The following is a 24,192-nucleotide window of genomic DNA, read 5'->3' as shown; positions in this document are numbered from 1 at the left end:
GAAAGTGAGGCAGCATTAGAATGAAAGCAACTGGAATCGTACGTCGAATTGATGATTTAGGCAGGGTAGTAATTCCGAAGGAAATTCGTAGAACTTTACGTATTCGTGAGGGAGATCCACTAGAAATATTTGTTGATCGCGATGGAGAAGTGATTTTGAAAAAATATTCTCCAATTAGTGAACTAGGTAATTTTGCAAAGGAATATACGGAAGCTTTATACGATAGCTTAGGACATAATGTGCTTGTATGCGATCGTGATTCTATTATCGCAGTAGCAGGCGCATCTAAAAAAGAATACTTAAATAAAAGTGTTGGCGATTTAATTGAGAAGACAATGGAAGAGCGTAAGTCTGTAATTATGACAGATGAAAGCGAAATTTCAATTATTGATGGAGTAACAGAAAAAGTGAGCTCTTATACAATTGGCTCGATTATTGCAAATGGAGATCCAATCGGAGCTGTCGTTATCTTCTCTAAAGAGGCTATTATAAGTGAAGTAGAGCATAAATCAGTAAATACAGCTGCAAGCTTTTTAGCGAAACAAATGGAGCAGTAGCGAAGTGTAATTTCTATAAGTAGCAATCTTTCCTAATTATGATATTTCTATTTGAGAAATTAACTATTTGGAGATATAAGTATATTGAACGAAGGTAGCGCTTTGCTACCTTTTTTCATTGAATATTTTTGCTGTTGAAAGAAGTCAGTGAATGTAAGGAATATGAAGGAGAGCCAGTTTTTCTTTGTGATATAATACGAGGGGTGAGAATAGAAAAAGGAGTTTTCTTGTATGGAAGCGAAGAAGTACCAAGCCTTTTGGCGTGGGGCTATTATATTAACAATCGCAAGTTTTGTTACGAAGGTATTAAGCGCTTTTTACCGTATTCCATATCAAAATATAGCGGGTGATGTTGGTTTTTATATTTACCAACAAATTTATCCGTTTTATGGATTTTGTTTGATTTTAGCTACTTATGGGTTTCCCATTATTATTTCAAAAATGGTCGCAGAAAGATTAGAACGAGGAAAACAAAAAGAAGCAGAAGAAATTATTTGTGTATCTTTTTGGTTTTTATTAGGAATTGGCTTTATAGGATTTTTCACATTATTCTTTGGGGCCAAAACAATTGCATCGGTTATGGGCGATATACATTTAGATAAATTATTACGTGTTATTTCGTTTTCATTCCTACTAATGCCATTTTTATCTGTAGCGAGAGGATATTTTCAAGGTTTCAATAATATGATGCCGACGGCTGTTTCGCAAGTAATTGAACAAACGATTCGTGTTTCTATTATTGTATTTTTATCACTATTCCTTATTGCTCATGGATTTGATTTATATACAGTTGGTGCGGGTGCCATGCTAGGTTCAATTGCAGGCGGGCTTATTGGGATTATCGTACTTTTACTTTATATGCGTCATGATTTCCATGCTATTTTCTTCAAAGGATGGAAGGGAATTAGAAATAAAAAAGGGATTGTTCGAATCCTTTTTTGGCAGGGATTAGCGATTTGTGTTAGTAATTTAGTCCTTATTTTTATACAAATGGCGGATTCTATTTCCTTGTATACTTTGCTTATTCGTGCGGGAGAGCAAGTTGAAAATGCAAAGGTACTAAAAGGTGTTTATGATAGAAGTATCCCGCTTATGCAATTAGGTACTGTTGTGACAACTTCTTTCTCATTGTCACTTATTCCTATTATTACAGCGGCGAAAGAAAGAGGAGATCTTTCTTTTATTCAAGAAAAGGTAAAGTTAGCAATGAAAATAACATTCGTTATTGGATTTGCAGCTGCTATTGGATTAACTTGTATTATTCAACCTACAAATATTATGTTGTTTGAAAATAGTGATGGATCAGATGTGTTATCGATTTTATCTTTATCTATTTTATTTAGCTCATTGTCAATTACAACTGCTTCTATTTTGCAAGGGTTGGGACAAACATTAAAACCAGCAATATTCGTTGTATTTGGAGGTTGTTTGAAGCTAGCTTTAAACTATATATTAATGCCTTATTTTGGTGTGAAGGGAGCTGCAATTGCAACTTTAGTTGCGCTTATTGTAATTGCCTTGCTAAATAGTGTGTTGCTTATGCGAGCTGTATCAGATCCGCTTATTGATAAGCGGAATATGTTAGGTGTAGTTATTAGTGGTATCTGTATGGGGTTTGTATTAATAATCTTTATGCGTGTGTTGCGAATGTCTGGATTAGTAATTGATACAGGACATAGAGGAATTGCGACGCTTGAAGCGCTGCTAGGTGTAGCTATCGGCGGATTAGCATATATGTTTTTAATTTTAAAATTACGTGTATTTACAAAAGAAGAATTAGGAACCGTTATGAAACAAGAGAAAAAAGAAGGTTCATTGAAGAAGAGTGGATAGAGGTGACTGGTTGTGAGTGGAATCATTACTGTTTTAGGATTAGGTGCTGGTGAGTTAGATCAGTTAACGATGGGTGTATATCGAAAGATAAAAGAAGCAGACCATATGTTTGTTAGAACGAAGGAACACCCAGTTATAGAAGAATTGGAGAAAGAAGCTATAAAGTATACGGCCTTTGATAATGTATATGAGGCACATGATACATTTGAAATCGTATATGAAACAATTGCGAATACATTGCTAGAACAAGCTAAAGGCGCAGAAATTATTTATGCTGTTCCAGGTCATCCGCTTGTAGCAGAAAGAACAGTTCAGCTACTTTTGGAAAAAGGAGAAGCAGCAAATATTGAAGTGCGAATTGAAGGTGGACAAAGTTTCCTTGATCCGATGTTTGCAAGTCTAAAAATTGATCCGATCGAAGGGTTCCAATTAATTGATGCTACATCATTTGAAAGAGGGCAATTAGAATTACGTCAACATTTAATCTTTTGCCAAGTGTATGATGCATTCGTTGCTTCAGATGTGAAGCTAACGTTAATGGAGATTTTGCCAGATGATTACGAAGTGTATATCGTAACAGCTGCAGGGACTTCATTCGAGCAAGTGAAAAAGGTACCGTTATACATGTTAGATCACGAAACAGAATTAAATAATTTAACGAGTGTGTATGTACCGCCAGTTAAGGAACGTGCGTCCTTATATCAGCAGTTTGATGTGCTTAGAGCAATTATTGCTGATCTTCGTGGACCGAACGGTTGTCCATGGGATAAAAAGCAAACTCATCAATCTTTAAAGAAATACTTAATTGAAGAAGCGTATGAAGTGCTAGAGGCAATTGATGAAGAGGATGATGATCATTTAGTAGAAGAACTAGGTGATATATTATTACAAGTTATGCTTCATGCCCAAATTGGAGAGGATGAAGGTTGGTTCTCTATAGATGACATTATTCGGACTTTAGCTGAGAAAATGGTTCGTCGTCATCCACATGTGTTTGGGGATACGGATGTAAATAATGCTGATGAAGTGATTGCAAATTGGGAAGAAATTAAAAAACAAGAAAAGGGATTCGTGAAAGAATCTGTTTTAGCGGGTATTCCAAAAAGCTTGCCACAACTAATGCGTGCTTATGAAATTCAGAAGAAAGCTGGAAAGGTTGGATTTGATTGGGTTGATGTGCAGCCGATGATAGAGAAGGCCTTAGAAGAATGGCAAGAATTCCAACAAGAAGTTGTAAACATGGATGAGAAAAAGATGCTAGGTGAATTTGGTGATTTACTATTTGCATTTGTTAATATAGCTCGTCATTATAAATTAGATCCAGAAGAAGCGTTACGTTCAACTAATGAGAAATTTATGGCTCGCTTTTTATACATGGAAGCAAAAGTAGCTGAAATGAATAAGGAAATGCAAGATTTATCATTAGAACAGTTAGATGTTTTATGGGAAGAGGCAAAACAAACAGAGCGTTAATAGGGGGATTTGATATGCGTCTAGATAAATTTTTGAAAGTATCACGTTTAATTAAAAGAAGAACATTAGCAAAAGAAGTGTCTGACCAAGGAAGAATTTCGATTAATGGCCAAGTGGCAAAAGCGAGTTCAGATGTGAAGGTAGAGGATGAATTAACAATTCGTTTCGGGCAAAAAATAGTAACTGTGAAAGTAAATGAATTGAAAGAAACAACTAAAAAAGAAGATGCAGCAAACATGTATAGTCTCGTTCGTGAGGAAAAAGTGAAAGCGGAAGAAGGCTTGTTCTAAAATAGGTTAGCCCTTCATACATTACTATTAGCTAGTATAAAGCTATGGGGGGATTTTCGTGAATAATGGCTACTCACCTATGTCTTCTAATCAACAAAATGTTTCTGTAGAGCATGATATTATCATGCGTGGCAGGCGTGTAATCGATATTACTGGTGTAAAGCAAGTAGAGAGTTTTGATAGCGAAGAGTTTTTACTCGAGACTGTAATGGGTTTTTTAACAATTCGTGGTCAAAATTTGCAAATGAAGAATTTAGATGTAGAAAAGGGTGTTGTATCAATTAAAGGGAAAGTTCATGAAATGCTGTATATTGATGAGAACCAAGGGGAGAAAACTAAAGGCTTCTTTAGTAAGTTGTTTAAATGAGCCTAACAATTCAGTTGTATACAATGCTTTCGATGATTGGAATGGGTGCTTGGATTGGTGCTTCTTTAGATACATACCAACGGTTTTTAAAACGCCAAGAGCGTAAACGTTGGTTTGTATTTATACATGATATACTATTTTGGATTGTCCAAGCATTATTCGTTTTTTATGTATTACTGCGTGTAAATGAAGCCGAACTACGTATATATGTATTTTTGGCGTTACTATGTGGTTTTGCAGCATATCAAAGCTTATTGAAAGCACTATACATGAAGATGTTAAATTTTCTCATCTGTATTTTTGTACAAACAACACAATTTTTTGTTCGAATTATACAGCTACTCATGATAAAACCTGTTATTATTATAGCACAGCTATTTATTGCATTTATATTATTCTTATTTCGTATACTGCTTTCAATTGGACATGTGTTATGGAAAATGGTGATTTGGATATTACTTTTCATATGGAAAGTTTTTTTCTCGCCTGTTCGGTTTATTGCTTCGCTCATATGGAAACTTCTCCCTAATCGTGTTAAACTTTTTATAATGAAGCATGTAGGGTTCCTGCAATATGTAGCAAAATTGAAGGGACATATCTTCCAATTATGGGTGCGTATAAAAAAGAAGTTAGGGGGACCTCGGAAATGAGGGAACTGAGACAAAGAACAATCGAAAAACAGAGTCCAAATCCTGTTAAAGAACATATAATACAAACGGATGAGAACAGGAAGCGACTTTATCGCCGTTTAGCGGTTTTTCTTGTCTTTGCTTTTACAATTATTGCTAGTATTAGTGTGACGTTTTATCAACAAAACAGTTCCATTAAAGCAAAAGAAGCAAAAGTTAAGGACATGAAAAAAGAACTGGATTCATTAACGAAAAAAGAAAAGAATCTAAAAGATGAAGTTCAAAAGTTGAATGATGAAGAGTACGTTTTAAAGATTGCTAGAAGGGATTATTTCTTCTCCGGAAAAGGGGAGATAATTTTTCCTGTTTCTAAGTAGAGTATGTCTTATTGACACTACATTTTAGGATTATATATAATAAAGTAAAATTTGACTTTTTAACCACTAAGGAGGAGCATTTTTTTTATGTCAATCGAGGTAGGCAGCAAGTTACAGGGTAAAGTAACAGGTATTACAAATTTTGGGGCTTTTGTGGAGCTGCCAGAAGGCTTAACAGGTCTTGTTCATATTAGTGAAGTTGCTGATAATTATGTGAAAGATATTAACGATCACTTAAAAGTAGGCGACCAAGTAGAAGTAAAAGTTATCAATGTTGAAAAAGATGGCAAAATTGGCCTATCTATTAAGAAAGCGAAAGAACGTGAAAAAACAGAAGGAGATCGTCCGCGTGGTGAATACCAACGTGGTGGTGATCAACAACGTTCTGGACGTCCACAACGTAATAATAATCGTTCTTCCAACAGAGATAACCGCGGTGGCGGTAACGAACGAGCTCCAAAAGAAACATTTGAGCAAAAGATGGCACGCTTTTTAAAAGATAGTGAAGATCGTTTAACTTCTTTAAAGCGTAACACAGAATCTAAACGTGGTGGTCGTGGCGCACGTCGCGGATAATAAGTCCGTTTAATTCTTAACATATAGAGAGGTACCCAGAGTAATTACTCGGGTACTTTTTTATGTGAGAGAATATATTTTTAAAAAAGTTTTTGAGATGTATTGACTTTAAAATATATCTGATGTAATATACTAATTGTCCGTTAAATACGACGACATGGCGGTGTAGCTCAGCTGGCTAGAGCGTACGGTTCATACCCGTGAGGTCGGGGGTTCGATCCCCTCCGCCGCTATATTTAATTTAACGGCCCGTTGGTCAAGTGGTTAAGACACCGCCCTTTCACGGCGGTAACACGGGTTCGAATCCCGTACGGGTCATCTAAAAAGATCATGCAAATTTGCATGGTCTTTTTTTGTTAAATATAAATTAAGACGTACAATACTTCTACAAAATCACCCTATATTTTCTGAACATTCTTTCAACTATCTTTAAATAATTTAAATACTATGTATATATGTAGATTTATTTCGAATAAAAAGTCGAACGATTATAAAAGTCAAAACTGTTGTTTTGACAAAAAAACCAATAATCATCTTTTATAATAACAGTAATTAAACTATGCAGGTGGTGTTAAAAATATGCCTAAAGCAGGAAGGAATACTATGAATACAAGTGCATTGGCGATGAATGAAAGTCAGCTTGGAACAATAAAGTGGGCGAGTAAGTTGCGAATGAAGTTTGAAAAAGTTTTCTTTAGATGGGGATTCATTATTGCTGTTATTGGTTTTCTTTTGGGACGAGCATATATATTAACAAACATTTTACCGTTTGCATTGCCGTTTTTTGCTGCTGTTTATGTTATGAAGCGAGATAAAATGCCGCTCGCGTTCTTAGCCCTAATGGGGGGAGCACTTTCAGTTTCAATAGATAATTTATTTTTTACTTTTGCATCTATCTTTACCTTCTTTATTTATAATATCTTCTTTAGTCGGTTTACACGTAAAACTGTTGGACTTGTACCATTCCAAGTATTTATCTCCGCATTAACCGCACATTTAGTTGTTGTATATTTTGCACAGCAAACCGTCACCATGTATGATCTGCTCGTCAGTACGATCGAAGCGGGGCTTAGCTTCGTATTAACGATGATATTTTTACAAAGTGTTCCGCTTTTAGTGGAAAGGAAAGGGAAGCAACAAGCGTTAGAAACAGAAGAAATTGTTTGTTTAATTATATTACTAGCATCTGTTTTAACGGGCACAACGGATTGGTTTGTTTATGATGCTTCTATTCAACATATTTTCACTAGATATTTAGTATTAGTATTTGCCTTTATTGCAGGGGCAGCTACAGGGTCCACGGTAGGAGTTGTCACTGGGTTAATATTAAGTTTAGCAAATGTGGCGAGCTTGTCTCAACTTAGTCTCCTTGCCTTTTCAGGATTGCTTGGGGGATTGTTAAAAGAAGGGAAGCGTATAGGAGTTAGTTTAGGTTTATTAATTGGTACAAGCTTAATTACATTATATGTAGACAAGCAAACAAGTATTGTAACAACTTTAATTGAATCTGGTGTAGCAATTGTTTTTTTCTTATTAACACCGAAGCTTATTATGGATCGTATTGCTAAATTTATGCCGGGTACACAGGAACATTCACAGGATCAACAACAATATTTAAGAAGAGTGCGCGATGTTACAGCAAACAAAATCAATCAATTTGCTAATGTATTTGCTGCTTTGTCTAATAGCTTTTCTGTATACGGGTATGTGGAGGAAGAAGATAAAGAAACAGAAGCTGATTTATTTTTAAGTACAATTACTGCAAAAACATGTCAAACATGCTTTAAGAAGGATCAATGTTGGGTAGTTAATTTTGATAAAACATACGATTATATGAAACAAATAATGAGTGAAACAGAAGAAGGAACGCTGCAGCATAATCGGAAGTTAGTTCGTGAATGGGACAAGCATTGTGTTAGAGGGAAGAAAGTAACGGATTTAGTAGCGGGTGAATTAGATCACTTCTATGAGGGGCAGAAATTAAGAAAACAAATGAAGGAAAATCGTAGAATTGTAGCGGAGCAATTACTAGGTGTATCAAAAGTGATGGAGGATTTCGCTAAGGAGATACAACGAGAAAGAGAGAACCATCAAGCGCAGGAGGAGCAAATTTTACAAGCGTTTCGTGATTTTGGTGTCGAAGTGGAGCATGTTGATATTTATTGTTTAGATAGAGGAAGTATTGATATTGAAATGTTGATTCCGGCTGCATCTAATGAACATGGGGAATGTGAGAAGTTGGTTGCTCCAATGCTTTCAGATATTTTAAAAGAGAATATCGTCGTTAAGCATGAAGAGAAATCCTCATATCCAAATGGGCACAGTTTAATATCATTTGGTTCAGCGAAGACGTATTCTCTTGATACAGGATTGGCCACAGCTGCAAAAGGTGGTGGGTTTATTTCAGGTGATTCCTACGCGATGATGGATTTGAGCGTTGGTAAATATGCACTTGCGATTAGTGATGGTATGGGAAATGGACAAAGGGCTCATATGGAGAGCAGGGAAACGGTAAAATTATTACAAAAGATACTTCAATCAGGTATTGATGAAGAAATAGCGATTAAGTCCATCAATTCGATTCTTTCTTTAAGGACGACAGAGGAGATGTATACAACGCTTGACTTGGCTATGGTAGATTTAAGGGATGCGAGTGCGAAGTTTTTAAAGATTGGATCGACGCCGAGCTTTGTTAAACGCGGAAATAATATTTTGAAAATTGAGGCAAGTAATTTGCCGATGGGAATCATTGAAGATGTTGAAGTTGATGTGGTTGGTGAGCAATTAAAAACGGGTGATCTTCTTATCATGATGAGTGACGGCATCTTTGAGGGAGCGCAACATGTGGAGAATCACGAATTATGGATAAAACGTAAAATTAAAGAACTACAAACAGAGGACCCACAGGAAATCGCTGATATTATTATGGAAGAAGTAATTCGCTCTGGTGATGGTTATATAAATGATGATATGACTATTGTGGTGGCGAAAGTAAAGAAAAATATGCCGAAGTGGGCTACGATTCCAATAGTAGGAATGCAGGCGCAATAAAATAATCAAAAAACCTAGGTAGATGCCTAGGTTTTTTTGATTAAAAAGGTAATGTGATTACTTTGTTAAATATACAGGAGGGATGTAAGATAAAAATATGGATTTTGTACATCTTTTTTTTGCACAATGTTTGTAAAAGTTGTACCATTATATACAAGGTAACTAATGTTGTTGTTCTTGTTTAATGAAAGGTGATTGCGAAGTTGAAAGATGCATTTGTTGAAAAAGTAGATGACTTTGTAAAGCAGCATGATGTATTAAAGAAACATTCAACAATTGTTGTAGGGGTTTCTGGTGGTCCTGACTCTTTGGCTCTTTTATATTATTTGTTAGAAAAAAGGGCAGAAAAACAGCTAGAAATTGTAGTAGCACATGTGGACCATATGTTTAGAGGTAATGAATCTTATGAGGATTTACAGTTTGTACAGGGTCTTTGCAAAGAGCTAGGAGTTATTTGTGAAACGCTAAGGATTAATGTGTCGCAATATCAACAGCAATATGGAATGAATGCACAAGTTGCAGCTAGAGAATGCAGATATGCATTTTTGGAAAGAATAATGAAGAAATATGATGCGAGTTATGTAGCTCTTGGTCACCATGGAGATGATCAAGTAGAGACGATTTTAATGCGCCTTGTACGAGGGAGTACTCCGAAAGGATACGCAGGAATTGCAGTGAAGCGATCTTTTCATAATGGATATTTAATTAGGCCGTTACTTGGGGTAACTAAGGAAGAAATTGTTGATTACTGTAATAAATTAAAAGTTATTCCGCGTATAGATCCGAGTAATAAAAAAGAAGTATATACAAGGAATCGATTACGTAAATATGTCCTTCCTTATTTGAAAGAAGAAAATCCACAAATGCATGAGAAATTTCAAAAATTTAGCGTGCAGATGCAAGAGGATGAGGCTTATTTGCAGGAATTAGCTTTTGAGAAAATGAATAAAGTAATTACAAAAAAAAGCGATAAACAAATTAGCTTATCAATTCCTGCCTTTGAATCCATGTCTATGCCTTTACAAAGAAGAGGGATTCAACTAATATTAAACTATCTTTATGAATATAAGATTCCATCTTCGCTTTCTTCTATACATATTGACAAGGTGATTGAATTTTTTAAGCGGGCACAACCTTCAGGTTCACTAGATTTTCCAGGTGGTTTGAAAATTGTTCGCACATACGAAGAATGTGGTTTTGGATTTAAACAAGAAGTTGTTTCTCCTTTTTCGCAAGATTTATCAGTACCTGGGACAATTATATTGCCGAATGGGGATAAACTTGTAACAGAGGTGAGCGAAGATATACCGAGTAACATGAATGAAACAGTATTTGTTGCTAAGTATAATGATATATCGTATCCACTTCGTATTCGGTCTAGGGAAAATGGAGATCGCATGTCAATGCAAGGTATGGATGGTACAAAAAAGATAAAAGCTGTTTTTATCGAAGCAAAAGTACCAAAAGAAAAAAGAGAAGAATGGCCGATCGTTTGTGACGCAAGTGGAAATATTATTTGGGTACCCTTGTTGAAACGATCTGCGTTTGCTACTTCGAAAGAGCTAGCAAAGAAGGGTAAATACATGATTATTCACTACAAAAGCAAGGAGTCTTCCGGGAGGATAATGAAATGATGAATCAAGATATCGAAAAAGTATTAATTTCTGAAGAACAAATACAAGAAAAGGTACACGAACTAGGTGCAGTTATTGCAGAGGATTACAAAAATACAGTACCTCTTGCGATTGGTGTACTAAAGGGTGCAATGCCATTTATGGCAGATTTATTAAAGAGAACAGATACATATCTTGAAATGGATTTTATGGCTGTATCTAGCTACGGTCACTCTACAGTTTCGACAGGCGAAGTAAAAATCTTAAAAGATCTTGATACTTCGGTAGAAGGTCGCGATATTTTAATCGTTGAAGATATTATTGATAGCGGTCTTACACTAAGCTATTTAGTGGACCTGTTTAAATATCGTAAAGCGAAATCTGTAAAAATTGTTACTTTATTAGATAAGCCAACAGGCCGTAAGGTTGATCTGAAAGCAGATTATGTTGGATTTACTGTTCCTCATGAATTTGTTGTAGGATATGGATTAGATTATAAAGAGCAGTACCGTAATCTTCCTTATGTAGGAGTATTAAAACCAAGTGTTTACTCAAATTAATTAAATATAGGCGTTACAATTGTATAGGAAATTTTTTTTATGTTACGATTTACTATAGTGTTTATGCCGTGAGAGGAGGTTAGGAATGAATCGTATCTTCCGTAATACCATCTTTTATTTACTGATATTCCTAGTAGTAATTGGAATCGTGAGCTATTTTAATGGTTCGACGCAAAAAACGACATCAGTTAGCTACGATAAATTCATTACTCAACTTGAAAAAGGTGAAGTGCGTAATGTGCAGCTTCAACCGAAAAATGGTGTGTTTGAGGTAAAGGGACAATTCAAGACTTCTAGCCAAGGAGAACAATTTGTTACTTATGCACCAAATACTGAGGAATTACAAAAGAAAATTAATGATAAAGCGCAAGGGGCTGAAGTTAAGTATCAACCAGCAGAAGAAACAAGTGCTTGGGTAACGTTCTTTACTTCTATCATTCCGTTTGTCATTATCTTCATTTTATTCTTCTTCTTATTAAACCAAGCTCAGGGCGGCGGTAGCCGTGTTATGAACTTCGGGAAAAGTAAGGCGAAGCTATACAATGATGAAAAGAAAAAAATTCGTTTCAGAGATGTTGCTGGAGCGGATGAAGAGAAACAAGAACTTGTTGAGGTAGTTGAATTCTTGAAAGACCCTCGTAAGTTCGCTGAAGTTGGTGCCCGTATTCCGAAGGGTGTTCTATTAGTGGGACCTCCAGGTACAGGTAAAACTTTACTAGCACGTGCTGTTGCAGGTGAGGCAGGCGTTCCGTTCTTCTCTATTAGTGGTTCTGACTTCGTAGAGATGTTCGTCGGTGTCGGTGCATCCCGTGTACGTGATTTATTTGAAAATGCAAAGAAAAATGCTCCTTGTATCATTTTCATTGATGAAATTGATGCAGTAGGACGTCAACGTGGCGCGGGTCTTGGCGGTGGTCATGATGAGCGTGAACAAACGTTGAACCAATTGCTTGTTGAAATGGATGGATTCGGTGCAAACGAAGGTATTATTATCATCGCTGCGACAAACCGTCCTGATATTCTTGATCCAGCGTTATTACGTCCAGGTCGTTTTGACCGTCAAATTACAGTAGATCGTCCAGATGTAAATGGTCGTGAAGCTGTACTTAAGGTACACGCTCGTAATAAACCGCTTGATGAGAATGTCAACTTAAGAGCAATTGCAACTCGTACACCAGGATTCTCTGGTGCCGATCTTGAAAACTTATTAAACGAAGCTGCTTTAGTAGCTGCGCGTCAAGATAAGAAGAAAATTGATATGAGTGACATCGATGAAGCAACGGATCGTGTTATTGCAGGTCCAGCTAAGAAAAGTCGCGTTATCTCTGAAAAAGAACGTAATATCGTTGCATTCCATGAGGCTGGCCATACTGTAATTGGTGTTGTCCTTGATGAAGCAGATATCGTTCATAAAGTAACAATTGTCCCTCGTGGTCAAGCTGGTGGATATGCGGTAATGCTTCCGAAGGAAGATCGTTACTTCATGACAAAACCAGAGTTACTTGATAAAATCACTGGTTTACTTGGTGGTCGAGTAGCTGAGGAGATTGTATTTGGTGAAGCAAGTACAGGTGCTCACAACGACTTCCAACGTGCGACTGGTATTGCAAGACGTATGGTTACAGAATTCGGAATGAGTGATAAGCTTGGACCGATGCAATTTGGTAGCTCACAAGGTGGTCAGGTATTCTTAGGAAGAGACTTCCATTCAGAACAAAACTACAGTGATGCAATCGCGCATGAAATTGATGTGGAAATGCAAATAATTATTAAAGACTGTTATGCTCGTGCGAAACAAATTCTTACTGAAAAACGAGATAAGCTTGATATTATCGCGAAAACGTTACTTGAAGTAGAAACATTAGATGCAGAGCAAATTAATCATTTATATGATTATGGCAGATTACCCGAGCGTCCAACATCTTCAGATGATGTGAAAGTAAACATCAATATGAAGAAAGACGATGAAGATACAGAAGATAAGTAAGAAACGAAGGAGTGACAATAGTCACTCCTTTTTTTTGTGGAATGAATTTAAGTGGCAAAAAAATTGAATGAAACTATTATTTAAAATTGAAATAGAGAGTAATCTTTTTGTACAATGATGAGTATAGAAAAACTGATTATATAAGTATGTGTGATATGATGTTTTTATAAGTTTTATACATACTGCGCAAATATAGATTAAATAAGATAAGTGGTGAGAATATGATTTTTGTATTGGATGTAGGGAACACAAATGCGGTACTAGGTGTGTTTGAAGAGGGGGAACTTCGTCAGCATTGGCGCATGGAAACAGATCGTCATAAAACAGAAGATGAGTATGGGATGCTTGTAAAGCAGTTACTTGAGCATGAAGGTCTTTCTTTTGAAGATGTGAAAGGTATTATTGTGTCTTCAGTCGTACCGCCAATTATGTTCGCTTTAGAGCGTATGTGTGAAAAGTATTTTAAAATTAAACCGCTTGTAGTGGGGCCTGGGATAAAAACTGGCTTGAATATTAAATATGAAAATCCACGTGAAGTAGGCGCGGACCGAATTGTAAATGCAGTAGCAGGAATCCACTTATATGGAAGTCCACTTATTATTGTTGATTTTGGTACGGCTACTACATATTGTTATATTAACGAAGAGAAGCATTATATGGGTGGCGTCATTACGCCAGGAATTATGATTTCGGCAGAGGCTTTATATAGCAGGGCAGCAAAGCTTCCTCGTATTGAAATTACAAAACCGGGTAGTGTTATCGGGAAGAATACAGTAAGTGCAATGCAATCAGGTATTCTTTATGGATACGTTGGACAAGTGGAAGGTATTGTTAAGCGTATGAAGGAAGAAGCTAAGCAAGAACCGAAAGTTATTGCAACAGGTGGATTAGCAAAATTAATTTCAGAAGAATCAAATGTAATTGATATTGTAGATCCGTTTTTAACGTTAAAAGGTTTGTATATGTTATATGAGCGTAATGCAAATTTACAACATGAGAAGGGTGAATAAATAAGTATGAAAGATTATTTAGTAAAAGCGTTAGCGTTTAATGGAGAGGTTCGTGCTTATAGTGTACGTACAACAAATACAGTAAGTGAGGCGCAAAAGCGTCATGATACATGGAGAACAGCTTCAGCGGCACTTGGTCGTTCTTTAACTGCGGGTACAATGATGGGTGCTATGTTAAAAGGTGAGCAGAAGTTAACGATTAAAGTAGAGGGTAACGGTCCGATTGGTCCTATCTTAGTCGATGCTCATGCAAATGGGGATGTACGTGGTTATGTAACGAACCCACATGTTGATTTTGAAGGAACGGAACAAGGAAAATTACGTGTATATCAAGCGGTAGGTACAGAAGGATTTGTAACGGTAATTAAAGATATCGGTATGCGTGAACCGTTTATTGGTCAATCTCCAATTGTTTCAGGAGAACTAGGGGAAGATTTCACATATTATTTCGCGGTTTCTGAGCAGACACCTTCTTCTGTAGGTGTTGGTGTTCTTGTAAATGGAGATGATAGCGTATTAGCGGCGGGTGGATTCATTCTTCAAATTATGCCAGGTGCGCAGGAAGAGACAATTTCATTTATTGAAGAGCGTCTTCAACAAATCCCGCCAGTATCACAATTAATCGAACAAGGTCTTTCTCCAGAAGAATTACTGTATGAAGTGCTTGGAGAAGATAAAGTGAAAGTGCTAGAAACAATGGATGTTCAATTTAATTGTACATGTTCACGTGAGCGTATTGAAAGTGTGCTAATTAGTTTAGGGAAAGCGGAGCTAGAACAAATTCGTGCAGAAGAAGAAGAGACGGAAGTTCACTGTCACTTCTGTAATGAACGACATAAATTCGCTAAAGAAGATATTACAAGTCTAATTGAGAACCTGTAATAAAGAAGTTTAGGCGGAGAATCAGCCGCCCGAATAGATTGACAAACAGGGAATTTTCTGACAAAATCTAAATATAGATAAAACCAATAAAAATACTCGGTGTTAGGAGTGACAGGAATGCGAGTGGCACAATCAGTTTCAGAATTAATCGGGAAAACGCCGATCGTTAAGTTGAACCGCATCGTAGAATCAGACAGCGCAGATGTATACTTAAAATTAGAATTTATGAATCCGGGGAGCAGTGTTAAAGATCGTATCGCGTTAGCTATGATTGAAGATGCTGAAAATAAAGGATTATTAAAAGAGGGCGATACAATCATTGAGCCGACAAGTGGTAACACAGGTATTGGCTTAGCGATGGTAGCAGCTGCTAAAGGATATAAGGCAATTTTAGTAATGCCAGAAACAATGAGTATTGAGCGTCGTAATTTATTACGCGCTTACGGTGCTGAATTAGTATTGACTCCAGGACCTGAAGGAATGGGCGGAGCAATTCGAAAGGCAACTGAATTAGCAGAAGAACATGGGTACTTTATACCACAACAGTTCCAAAATCAAGCGAATCCAGAAATCCATCGTATAACAACAGGTCCAGAAATTGTTGAACAGATGGGGGATCAATTAGATGCGTTTATCGCAGGTATTGGTACAGGTGGAACAATTACAGGTGCCGGTGAAGTACTGAAAGAAGCCTATAAAGATATCAAAATTTACGCGGTAGAACCTGCGGATTCACCAGTATTATCTGGTGGAAAGCCAGGGCCACATAAGATCCAAGGAATTGGAGCGGGGTTTGTTCCGGAGACATTGGATGTAAAGGTATATGATGAAATTATCCAAGTGAAAACAGAACAAGCGTTCGAGTATGCGAGAAGAGTGGCTAAAGAAGAAGGTATTTTAGTGGGTATCTCTTCAGGAGCGGTCGTTTACGCAGCGACAGAAGTTGCGAAGAAATTAGGTAAAGGGAAAAAGGTACTTGTTATTATCCCAAGTAACGGTGAACGTTATTTAAGTACACCACTTTATCAATTTGAGTCATAATTGAATGTGATTTGAAAAGCATCCTTAAAAAAGGATGCTTTTTCTTTTTTGATTGGAAAAAGGAAAAGAGTGAATGACTAGAAAACTTCATGTAAAATAAGAAGTAGTATAATTAATTTATTTTCACTAGCCCTCAAGTATAATCATTCTCTATATAAATAATTTTATGTAGTTTGAGTTGATTGGCTTAAGAGGGTGGGATAACAGAAGACGGGGTGTTGATATGCAACGAAGAAAATCTTTAGCGCTTTCTATTCCATATCAGTTAGATTTCTTTAAGCAATATAAATTTCTTTCTCAGGATAAGCCGCAACATATTTTGTTAGAAAGTGGACGTGGTGGTCGTTATAACATTGTTGGGCTGGATCCAGTAGCGGTAATTCAGGGTAAGAATGAGACGTTACATATAAGTGAAAGTGGTAAGGAAACAATAGAGCGAGGAAATCCATTAGATTTAATGCAAGCGTATATGGAGAAATGGAAAACGGATTATAATCCGGAGTACCCACCTTTTCAGGGTGGGGCAATTGGATACTTTAGTTATGATTGTATCCGTTATATTGAAAAACTTTCTTCTCTTGCGAAGGATGATATTAATATACCTGACATATTCTTTTTGTTATTTGATGACGTGTTTGTGTATGATCAACAGGAGAGAGTATTATGGATTATTACGCATTATGTAGATGAGTGTGAAGAGGCAGAAGAACGATTAAATGAATGGAAGGGTCTTTGGATGAAAGAAGCCCCCGAAGTGAATATGCCGTTTGAATCTCCTGAAAAGAAAAATGAAGCAGTCGCTTTTACGGAAGAGGGCTTTATGAAGGCCGTTGAACGTATTCAAGAATATATTGGAGCGGGTGATGTGTTTCAAGTAAACTTGTCGACAAGACAAGAAAGAACATTACAAACACATCCACTAGAAATATATACAAGTCTTCGTGAAATTAATCCATCTCCATATATGGGTTACTTGGAGTTTGGAGATTTTCAAATTGTTAGTGCTTCGCCTGAATTGCTAATTAAAAAGCAAGGAAAAGAAGTGAGTACAAGACCGATTGCTGGTACGCGCTCTCGAGGAGCAAGTGAGCAAGAGGATGAAGAATTAGCGAAAGAATTAATTGAAAATGAAAAGGAAAGAGCAGAGCATGTAATGCTTGTGGATTTAGAACGAAATGACTTGGGCCGGGTTTGTAAATATGGCACTGTTGAAGTAGATGAATTTATGGTAATTGAAAAATACTCACACGTTATGCATATTGTTTCTAATGTGCGTGGTGAGGTGGAAGCAGATAAAGATGCTTTCGATTTGGTGAAGGCTGTATTTCCTGGTGGGACAATTACCGGTGCCCCGAAAATACGTACGATGGAAATCATTGAGGAATTAGAACCTGTTCGCCGAGGAATTTATACGGGTTCTATTGGTTGGATTGGTTATTCTGGAGATACGGAATTGAATATTGTAATCCGAACACTACTTGCTAAAGATGGACAAGCGCATGTGCAAGCTGGAGCGGGTATTGTAATTGATTCAAATCCAAAAGATGAATATAAAGAGTCGTTAAAAAAAGCAATCGCTTTATGGCGTGCAAAAGAAAGTAGCGAAGAAACGGTTAGGTGAGAGAAATGATATTGATGATTGATAATTATGATTCTTTTACATTTAATTTAGTGCAATTTCTTGGAGAACTTGGACAAGAGCTTGTTGTTAAGCGTAATGATGAAGTGACTATTTCGGATATTGAGAATATGAAACCAGATTTTTTAATGATTTCGCCAGGTCCATGTAGTCCTAATGAGGCGGGAATCAGTATGGATGTTATTAAATATTTTGCAGGTAAGCTTCCGATTTTTGGGGTCTGTCTTGGACATCAATCAATTGCACAAGTATTTGGAGGGGATGTTGTCAGGGCAGAGCGTTTGATGCATGGAAAAACATCTTTAATGCATCATGATGGGCAGACGATTTTTTCTGATATCCCAAATCCATTTACCGCGACACGTTATCACTCTCTTATCGTTAAAAAAGAGACGTTACCGAATTGTTTAGAGATAACATCTTGGACTGAAGAAGGTGAAATTATGGCGCTTCGTCATAAAACGTTGCCGATTGAAGGGGTACAATTCCATCCGGAATCTATTATGACTTCTCATGGGAAAGAGTTGCTACAGAATTTCATTCGCAAATATAGCCCAAGTGTGACATCGTGTTAATTTACGTAAATGGCACGTATGTAGAAGCGAGTGAAGCGAAAATTTCTCCTTATGACCACGGTTACCTATATGGGCTTGGGGTTTTTGAGACATTTCGTATTTATAATGGTCATCCCTTTTTATTGGATGATCATTATGAACGCTTAATGGATGCGCTCGATATATTGCAAATCAAATGGACAATGACAAAAGATGAAGTGATGCTTATTTTAAAGAATCTACTTGTTAAGAATGAGTTAAAGCATGCGTATGTGCGCTTAAATGTATCGGCGGGTATAGATGAAATAGGATTACAAACGGAAGTATATGAAGAACCGTCTGTTATTGTTTTTATAAAACCTTTAGCAGCCCCAGGGAATGTAGTGGAAAAAGAAGGAGTTATTTTAAAGCAAGTGAGAAATACACCTGAGGGTGCATTTCGCTTGAAGTCCCATCATTATTTAAATAATATTTTAGGGAAACGCGAAATTGGAAATGTTGTGAATAAGGAAGGTATTTTTCTTACCGAAACAGGTTATGTTGCAGAGGGTATTGTTTCGAATCTCTTTTTTGTTAAAGGAGGTATTTTATATACTCCTTCATTAGAAACAGGGATTTTAAACGGAATCACTCGTGCGTTTATTATAAAGGCTGCTGAAGAGCTAGATATAGAAGTAAAGGAAGGTTTCTTTACAAAAGATGAATTGCTTTCAGCGGATGAAGTGTTCGTAACGAACTCTATTCAAGAGATTGTCCCCCTTTATCGTATAGAGGAGAAAGATTTCCCGGGTAAAGTGGGAGTGGTTACAAAAAGACTTATGGATCTTTATGGAGTGCAGAGAGAGAAATTGTGGAGCAGAAATGAATTGCGAAGAGGAGATGTGTAGTTTGAAGTGGGATTATGATTTGCGCTGCGGCGAATATACATTGAACTTAAATGAAAAGACATTAATTATGGGGATTTTAAATGTAACGCCAGATTCATTTTCTGATGGTGGGAGTTACAACGAAGTAGATGCTGCGGTGCGACATGCGAAAGAAATGAAAAATGAAGGTGCTCATATTATTGATATCGGTGGTGAATCTACCCGCCCGGGTTTTGCTAAAGTTTCGGTAGAAGAAGAAATAAAGCGAGTCGTTCCGATGATTCAGGCGGTTTCGAAAGAAGCGAAATTACCTATTTCTATCGATACGTATAAAGCTGAAGTTGCAAAACAAGCGATTGAAGCTGGTGCTCATATTATTAATGATATTTGGGGAGCGAAGGCGGAACCGAAGATTGCTGAAGTTGCAGCCTATTATGATGTACCTATTATCTTAATGCATAACCGAGATAATATGAACTATCGCAACTTAATGGCTGATATGATTGCTGATTTGTATGAAAGTATTAAAATTGCTAAAGATGCTGGTGTACGAGATGAGAATATTATTTTAGACCCAGGTATCGGTTTTGCGAAAACACCTGAACAAAATTTAGAAGCGATGCGTAATTTAGAACAGTTAAATGTACTGGGTTATCCAGTCCTCTTAGGTACTTCAAGAAAGTCCTTTATTGGTCATGTATTAGATTTGCCAGTGGAGGAGCGTCTTGAAGGAACGGGTGCTACCGTTTGTCTTGGTATTGAAAAGGGCTGTGAATTTATCCGTGTTCATGATGTGAAAGAAATGGCGCGTATGGCTAAGATGATGGATGCGATGATTGGTAAGGGGGTAAAGTAATTGGATAAAATTTATATCCATGATATGGAGTTTTACGGTTATCATGGTGTATTCCCAGAAGAGAATAAATTAGGTCAGAGATTTAAAGTAGATTTAACGGTGGAGTTGGATTTAAAACGCGCAGGAGAAAGTGACGACTTAGAGCATTCTGTCAATTACGGGGAACTTTTTGAGCTGTGTAGAAAAGTTGTTGAAGATAGAACGTATAAGCTTGTAGAGAGTATCGCTGAAAATATCGCTACAGATATATTGAAACAATATGAGAGTATTTCACGGTGTACAATTAAGGTAATTAAACCGGATCCGCCGATACCAGGACATTATCGTGCTGTAGCGGTAGAAATTACGAGAGAGCGTCCATGAATAATATAGCGTACATTGCATTAGGTTCCAATATTGGGGAGCGTTATACTTATTTAACTGAAGCAATTCAGTTTTTAAATAAAAACCAGCATATCCAAGTTGATGATGTTTCGTCTGTATATGAAACCGATCCGGTTGGCTATACTGACCAAAATTGCTTTTTAAATTTAGTTATAAAAATTTCTACCAATTTATCACCGCAAGAATTATTGAAAGTAACACAAAGGGTAGAGAATGACCTAGGAAGAAAAAGGGAAATTAGATGGGGCCCGAGGACCATCGACCTTGACATTTTACTATATAATCAAGAAAATATTGAAGCAGAGAATCTTATTGTTCCGCATCCGCGGATGTTCGAAAGAGCTTTTGTTATCGTTCCGTTGTTAGAAATCAATCAAGATATAAAACAAGACATTTCACGTTCACAAGTAGAAGAAATGAAAAGGCGAGAGGGAGTAACGGTATGGAAGCAGAAAAATGGGGAAGACGCATTCGTGCTTTTCGAAAGCTAAAAGGCTATACACAAGAAGGTTTTGCGAAAGAATTAGGGGTATCTGTATCTGTTTTAGGTGAAGTTGAGAGAGGGAATCGATCGCCTTCCCAAGATTTTGTAGTAGAAGTTGCTAAAGCATTAAAGGTCTCGATAGATGAATTAATGCCGAAGTGACTATGAAGGAAGGAGTAAATCGAGTGTTAAAGATTGCAAATATTCAGATGAAAAATCCGGTTGTATTAGCACCGATGGCGGGAGTGTGTAACTCTGCATTCCGTTTGACAGTAAAAGAATTTGGTGCAGGTTTAGTTTGTGCCGAAATGGTAAGTGATAAGGCAATATTACTTAATAACAAAAGAACATTAGATATGCTATATATCGATGAGAGAGAAAAGCCATTAAGCTTACAAATTTTTGGTGGAGAGAAAGAAACTCTTGTGGATGCTGCGAAATACGTAGATAAATATACGACAGCAGACATTATTGATATTAATATGGGGTGCCCAGTACCGAAAATCACTAAGTGTGATGCAGGAGCAAAGTGGCTTTTAGACCCAAATAAAATATATGAGATGGTAGCGGCGGTTGTAGATGCTGTTGAAAAGCCAGTTACAGTTAAAATGCGTATTGGTTGGGATGAAGAACATATTTTCGCAATAGAAAATGCTAGAGCTGTTGAGCGTGCTGGTGGACAAGCGATAGCGGTTCATGGGCGTACACGAGTACAAATGTATGAAGGTAAAGCAGATTGGAATATTATTAAACAAGTAAAGCAGGCTGTAAATATTCCGGTTATCGGAAATGGTGATGTCGAAACACCACAAGATGCAAAGCGTATGCTTGATGAAATTGGTGTAGATGGTGTTATGATTGGTCGCGCTGCTCTTGGAGATCCGTGGATGATTTATCGTACGGTAAAGTATTTAGAGACAGGTGAGTTAATGCCGGAACCAACAGTGCGTGAGAAAATTGATGTATGTATGTTGCATCTAGATCGTCTTATCGATTTAAAGAACGAAAATGTTGCCGTAAGAGAGATGAGAAAGCATGCAGCTTGGTATTTAAAAGGTGTTCGTGGTAATGCGAGTGTGCGTAATGGTATCAATACTTGCGACACACGTGAAGACCTTGCGAATGTATTAGGTGCATTTGTAGAAGAAGTAGAAGCGAAACAACAAACAATTTATGTTGGTTAATAAGGGGGCATAGGAGATTGACATTCTTCTATACACTTCCTATAATTACGTGAAAGAAAGAAGAACTGCCAGTTAGTTGCTGGCAGTTTTTCTAGTTGAGTAGAAAATGCTATACTGTATATATTGTAAAAATTAATAGAGCTGGAGTGATATTAATATCATGGATAACATGAACCACGAAGAATTAAACGACCAATTGCTTGTTCGTCGTGAAAAGCTACATAATTTGCGTGAGCAAGGAATCGATCCGTTCGGTAAACGATTTGAACGCACAAATTCAACAACTGACTTAGTAAGTCTATATGGAGAATTCTCTAAAGAAGAATTAGAAGAGAAAGAAATCACTGTTTCTATCGCTGGTCGTATTATGACAAAACGCGGTAAAGGAAAAGCAGGATTTGCGCATATTCAAGATTTACAGGGGCAAGTTCAAATTTATGTTCGTAAAGATACTGTTGGAGATGAAGAGTACGAGTTATTTACGACAGCAGATTTAGGTGACTTAGTAGGTATTGAAGGTAAAGTGTTCAAAACAAACGTTGGAGAACTTTCAGTAAAAGCAATAGGATTTACACTTTTAACGAAATCCCTTCGTCCATTACCGGATAAATACCATGGATTAAAAGATGTTGAACAACGCTATCGTCAACGTTACTTGGACTTAATTACAAGTATGGAAAGCCGTGAAACGTTCGTTACACGTAGTAAAATCATTCGTGAAATGAGAAGATATTTAGATGACAACGGTTATCTTGAAGTAGAAACGCCTATGATGCACGCGATTGCAGGTGGAGCGTCTGCTCGTCCTTTCACTACACACCATAATGCGTTAGATATGGAATTATATATGCGTATCGCAATTGAACTTCATTTAAAACGTCTTATTGTGGGTGGATTAGAAAAGGTTTATGAGATCGGCCGTGTATTCCGTAATGAGGGTGTATCAACTCGTCATAACCCTGAGTTTACGATGATTGAATTATATGAAGCGTACGCTGATTATAATGATATTATGAAACTGACAGAAAATATGGTTGCTCATATCGCGAAAAAAGTATTGGGTACAACAACAATCCAATATGGTGATTATGAAATTAATTTAGAGCCAGAATGGACACGTCTTCATATGGTAGATGCAATTAAGCAACACTCTGGAGCAGATTTCTGGAATCCAATGAGTGTAGAAGAAGCGCGTGAACTTGCAAAAGAACATAATGTGGAAATTAAGAATACAATGGAAGTTGGTCATATTATTAATGAGTTCTTCGAACAAAAAGTAGAAGATAAATTAATCCAACCAACATTTATTTACGGTCATCCGGTAGAAATTTCGCCACTTGCGAAAAAGAATGACGAAGATCCACGATTCACAGATCGTTTCGAGTTATTTATCGTTGCACGTGAACATGCAAATGCATTCACTGAGTTAAATGATCCAATCGATCAAAAAGAACGTTTTGAAGCTCAACTAAAAGAGCGCGAGCAAGGTAATGACGAAGCTCATATGATGGATGATGATTATATCGAAGCTCTTGAGTACGGTATGCCTCCTACGGGCGGGTTAGGAATCGGTATTGATCGTCTTGTTATGTTATTAACAAACGCACCATCTATTCGTGACGTATTATTATTCCCAGCTATGCGCCATAAACAAGACTAAGCTTTGGAGATTTCTCCAAAGCTTTTTTTATTTCTTTATTTATTTGAGGGGAGAGAAACCTTCTATTAAAAGGAACGCGAGATTATTACTCGTTAAATGGATGCCAGATTAAAAAAACTATACTTATATAGAAGAAAGGTGCTGTTTTTATGCTTTTTTACTAAGTTAAAAATTTTATTAGAAAAACTATTGCATTTCATTTTTCTACATGATATATTAATAACCGTCGCTGATGCAGAAACGCAGAAAACGGCAAAAAAGAAATTGAAAAACTTAGTTGACATCGAAAAATGAAGATGTTAACATAAGGAAGTCGCAA

At 36.8% G+C, this 24,192-nt stretch carries 24 protein-coding genes and 2 tRNA genes; all 26 read left to right on the top strand.

All coding sequences use genetic code 11. The features are described 5' to 3' along the window. Positions 1–20 precede the first annotated feature (20 nt). A complete protein-coding gene (gene spoVT, locus ABH959_RS28305) occupies positions 21–557 on the top strand; it encodes a stage V sporulation protein T (RefSeq protein ID WP_002009670.1) in 537 nt (178 codons plus the stop codon). Positions 558–788: 231 nt separating this feature from the next. Next, positions 789–2,390, top strand: a complete 1,602-nt coding sequence (locus ABH959_RS28300; RefSeq protein WP_404493477.1) for a putative polysaccharide biosynthesis protein — start codon at positions 789–791, stop codon at positions 2,388–2,390. A gap of 12 nt (positions 2,391–2,402) precedes the next feature. After that, entirely contained in the window at positions 2,403–3,863 is a 1,461-nt protein-coding gene (gene yabN / locus ABH959_RS28295; protein WP_404493475.1) for a bifunctional methyltransferase/pyrophosphohydrolase YabN, read from the top strand. 14 nt (positions 3,864–3,877) lie between these two features. Further along, a complete protein-coding gene (locus ABH959_RS28290; protein WP_002009677.1) occupies positions 3,878–4,153 on the top strand; it encodes an RNA-binding S4 domain-containing protein in 276 nt (91 codons plus the stop codon). 58 nt (positions 4,154–4,211) lie between these two features. After that, positions 4,212–4,520, top strand: coding sequence for a sporulation protein YabP (gene yabP / locus ABH959_RS28285; protein ID WP_001059101.1), 309 nt, complete (start codon positions 4,212–4,214; stop codon positions 4,518–4,520). Continuing rightward, entirely contained in the window at positions 4,517–5,170 is a 654-nt protein-coding gene (gene yabQ, locus ABH959_RS28280; protein WP_404493473.1) for a spore cortex biosynthesis protein YabQ, read from the top strand. The genes yabP and yabQ overlap by 4 nt, the downstream gene beginning before the upstream one ends. Then, positions 5,167–5,526 (top strand): cell division protein DivIC, encoded by a 360-nt coding sequence (gene divIC / locus ABH959_RS28275; RefSeq protein ID WP_002124547.1) that lies wholly within the window; start codon positions 5,167–5,169, stop codon positions 5,524–5,526. Before yabQ ends, divIC begins: the two co-directional genes overlap by 4 nt. A gap of 87 nt (positions 5,527–5,613) precedes the next feature. Then, positions 5,614–6,102 carry a S1 domain-containing RNA-binding protein gene (locus ABH959_RS28270; RefSeq protein ID WP_002063394.1) on the top strand — a complete coding sequence of 163 codons (489 nt, stop codon included), beginning with the start codon at positions 5,614–5,616 and terminating at the stop codon, positions 6,100–6,102. Positions 6,103–6,261: 159 nt separating this feature from the next. After that, positions 6,262–6,335: transfer RNA gene (locus tag ABH959_RS28265), tRNA-Met, on the top strand. 13 nt (positions 6,336–6,348) lie between these two features. Further along, a tRNA-Glu gene (locus ABH959_RS28260) sits at positions 6,349–6,420 on the top strand. 261 nt (positions 6,421–6,681) lie between these two features. Beyond that, the gene (gene spoIIE / locus ABH959_RS28255) at positions 6,682–9,153 is read left to right on the top strand and encodes a stage II sporulation protein E (protein WP_113938521.1); all 2,472 of its coding nucleotides are present in this window, start codon (positions 6,682–6,684) and stop codon (positions 9,151–9,153) included. 203 nt (positions 9,154–9,356) lie between these two features. Beyond that, positions 9,357–10,787, top strand: coding sequence for a tRNA lysidine(34) synthetase TilS (gene tilS / locus ABH959_RS28250; protein WP_113938520.1), 1,431 nt, complete (start codon positions 9,357–9,359; stop codon positions 10,785–10,787). After that, positions 10,784–11,326, top strand: a complete 543-nt coding sequence (gene hpt / locus ABH959_RS28245; RefSeq protein ID WP_002124550.1) for a hypoxanthine phosphoribosyltransferase — start codon at positions 10,784–10,786, stop codon at positions 11,324–11,326. Before tilS ends, hpt begins: the two co-directional genes overlap by 4 nt. Positions 11,327–11,411: 85 nt before the next feature. Further along, positions 11,412–13,313, top strand: coding sequence for an ATP-dependent zinc metalloprotease FtsH (ftsH, locus tag ABH959_RS28240; protein WP_002091565.1), 1,902 nt, complete (start codon positions 11,412–11,414; stop codon positions 13,311–13,313). 221 nt (positions 13,314–13,534) lie between these two features. Continuing rightward, entirely contained in the window at positions 13,535–14,323 is a 789-nt protein-coding gene (locus tag ABH959_RS28235; protein WP_002009692.1) for a type III pantothenate kinase, read from the top strand. 6 nt (positions 14,324–14,329) lie between these two features. Beyond that, positions 14,330–15,205 (top strand): redox-regulated molecular chaperone HslO, encoded by an 876-nt coding sequence (gene hslO / locus ABH959_RS28230; protein ID WP_002091564.1) that lies wholly within the window; start codon positions 14,330–14,332, stop codon positions 15,203–15,205. A 117-nt stretch (positions 15,206–15,322) separates the two neighbouring features. After that, on the top strand, positions 15,323–16,246 hold the full coding sequence (cysK, locus tag ABH959_RS28225; RefSeq protein WP_113938519.1) for a cysteine synthase A: 924 nt from the start codon (positions 15,323–15,325) through the stop codon (positions 16,244–16,246). Positions 16,247–16,469: 223 nt separating this feature from the next. Continuing rightward, complete coding sequence (gene trpE, locus ABH959_RS28220) at positions 16,470–17,867, top strand: anthranilate synthase component I (protein ID WP_404493472.1); 1,398 nt, start codon at positions 16,470–16,472, stop codon at positions 17,865–17,867. A gap of 5 nt (positions 17,868–17,872) precedes the next feature. Next, on the top strand, positions 17,873–18,460 hold the full coding sequence (gene pabA / locus ABH959_RS28215; protein WP_002113273.1) for an aminodeoxychorismate/anthranilate synthase component II: 588 nt from the start codon (positions 17,873–17,875) through the stop codon (positions 18,458–18,460). Beyond that, positions 18,454–19,326 carry an aminodeoxychorismate lyase gene (gene pabC, locus ABH959_RS28210; protein ID WP_404493470.1) on the top strand — a complete coding sequence of 291 codons (873 nt, stop codon included), beginning with the start codon at positions 18,454–18,456 and terminating at the stop codon, positions 19,324–19,326. The genes pabA and pabC overlap by 7 nt, the downstream gene beginning before the upstream one ends. Next, the gene (gene folP / locus ABH959_RS28205; protein ID WP_113938516.1) at positions 19,301–20,161 is read left to right on the top strand and encodes a dihydropteroate synthase; all 861 of its coding nucleotides are present in this window, start codon (positions 19,301–19,303) and stop codon (positions 20,159–20,161) included. The genes pabC and folP overlap by 26 nt, the downstream gene beginning before the upstream one ends. Continuing rightward, complete coding sequence (gene folB / locus ABH959_RS28200) at positions 20,162–20,524, top strand: dihydroneopterin aldolase (RefSeq protein ID WP_000358063.1); 363 nt, start codon at positions 20,162–20,164, stop codon at positions 20,522–20,524. Then, entirely contained in the window at positions 20,521–21,036 is a 516-nt protein-coding gene (gene folK, locus ABH959_RS28195; RefSeq protein WP_002138868.1) for a 2-amino-4-hydroxy-6-hydroxymethyldihydropteridine diphosphokinase, read from the top strand. The genes folB and folK overlap by 4 nt, the downstream gene beginning before the upstream one ends. Next, positions 20,988–21,191, top strand: coding sequence for a helix-turn-helix domain-containing protein (locus ABH959_RS28190; protein ID WP_000387027.1), 204 nt, complete (start codon positions 20,988–20,990; stop codon positions 21,189–21,191). The genes folK and ABH959_RS28190 overlap by 49 nt, the downstream gene beginning before the upstream one ends. A 23-nt stretch (positions 21,192–21,214) precedes the next feature. Next, positions 21,215–22,213 (top strand): tRNA dihydrouridine synthase DusB, encoded by a 999-nt coding sequence (gene dusB / locus ABH959_RS28185; protein ID WP_113938515.1) that lies wholly within the window; start codon positions 21,215–21,217, stop codon positions 22,211–22,213. 160 nt (positions 22,214–22,373) lie between these two features. Continuing rightward, positions 22,374–23,873, top strand: a complete 1,500-nt coding sequence (lysS, locus tag ABH959_RS28180; protein ID WP_002009709.1) for a lysine--tRNA ligase — start codon at positions 22,374–22,376, stop codon at positions 23,871–23,873. Positions 23,874–24,192 lie beyond the last annotated feature (319 nt).

The sequence above is a fragment of the Bacillus sp. RC51 genome, assembly GCF_044908115.1.
Classification (GTDB): Bacteria; Bacillota; Bacilli; order Bacillales; family Bacillaceae_G; genus Bacillus_A; species Bacillus_A mycoides.
This window is presented reverse-complemented; position numbering and strand designations above follow the sequence as displayed.

Bases quoted from the DNA above. Each gene is read 5' to 3' on its own strand.
- spoVT (WP_002009670.1), top strand. From the start codon at position 21: ATGAAAGCAACTGGAATCGTACGTCGAATTGATGATTTAGGCAGGGTA.
- ABH959_RS28300 (WP_404493477.1), top strand. From the start codon at position 789: ATGGAAGCGAAGAAGTACCAAGCCTTTTGGCGTGGGGCTATTATATTA.
- ABH959_RS28290 (WP_002009677.1), top strand. From the start codon at position 3,878: ATGCGTCTAGATAAATTTTTGAAAGTATCACGTTTAATTAAAAGAAGA.
- yabQ (WP_404493473.1), top strand. From the start codon at position 4,517: ATGAGCCTAACAATTCAGTTGTATACAATGCTTTCGATGATTGGAATG.
- divIC (WP_002124547.1), top strand. From the start codon at position 5,167: ATGAGGGAACTGAGACAAAGAACAATCGAAAAACAGAGTCCAAATCCT.
- ABH959_RS28270 (WP_002063394.1), top strand. From the start codon at position 5,614: ATGTCAATCGAGGTAGGCAGCAAGTTACAGGGTAAAGTAACAGGTATT.
- spoIIE (WP_113938521.1), top strand. From the start codon at position 6,682: ATGCCTAAAGCAGGAAGGAATACTATGAATACAAGTGCATTGGCGATG.
- hpt (WP_002124550.1), top strand. From the start codon at position 10,784: ATGATGAATCAAGATATCGAAAAAGTATTAATTTCTGAAGAACAAATA.
- ftsH (WP_002091565.1), top strand. From the start codon at position 11,412: ATGAATCGTATCTTCCGTAATACCATCTTTTATTTACTGATATTCCTA.
- ABH959_RS28235 (WP_002009692.1), top strand. From the start codon at position 13,535: ATGATTTTTGTATTGGATGTAGGGAACACAAATGCGGTACTAGGTGTG.
- hslO (WP_002091564.1), top strand. From the start codon at position 14,330: ATGAAAGATTATTTAGTAAAAGCGTTAGCGTTTAATGGAGAGGTTCGT.
- cysK (WP_113938519.1), top strand. From the start codon at position 15,323: ATGCGAGTGGCACAATCAGTTTCAGAATTAATCGGGAAAACGCCGATC.
- trpE (WP_404493472.1), top strand. From the start codon at position 16,470: ATGCAACGAAGAAAATCTTTAGCGCTTTCTATTCCATATCAGTTAGAT.
- pabA (WP_002113273.1), top strand. From the start codon at position 17,873: ATGATATTGATGATTGATAATTATGATTCTTTTACATTTAATTTAGTG.
- folP (WP_113938516.1), top strand. From the start codon at position 19,301: ATGAATTGCGAAGAGGAGATGTGTAGTTTGAAGTGGGATTATGATTTG.
- folK (WP_002138868.1), top strand. From the start codon at position 20,521: ATGAATAATATAGCGTACATTGCATTAGGTTCCAATATTGGGGAGCGT.
- ABH959_RS28190 (WP_000387027.1), top strand. From the start codon at position 20,988: ATGGAAGCAGAAAAATGGGGAAGACGCATTCGTGCTTTTCGAAAGCTA.
- lysS (WP_002009709.1), top strand. From the start codon at position 22,374: ATGGATAACATGAACCACGAAGAATTAAACGACCAATTGCTTGTTCGT.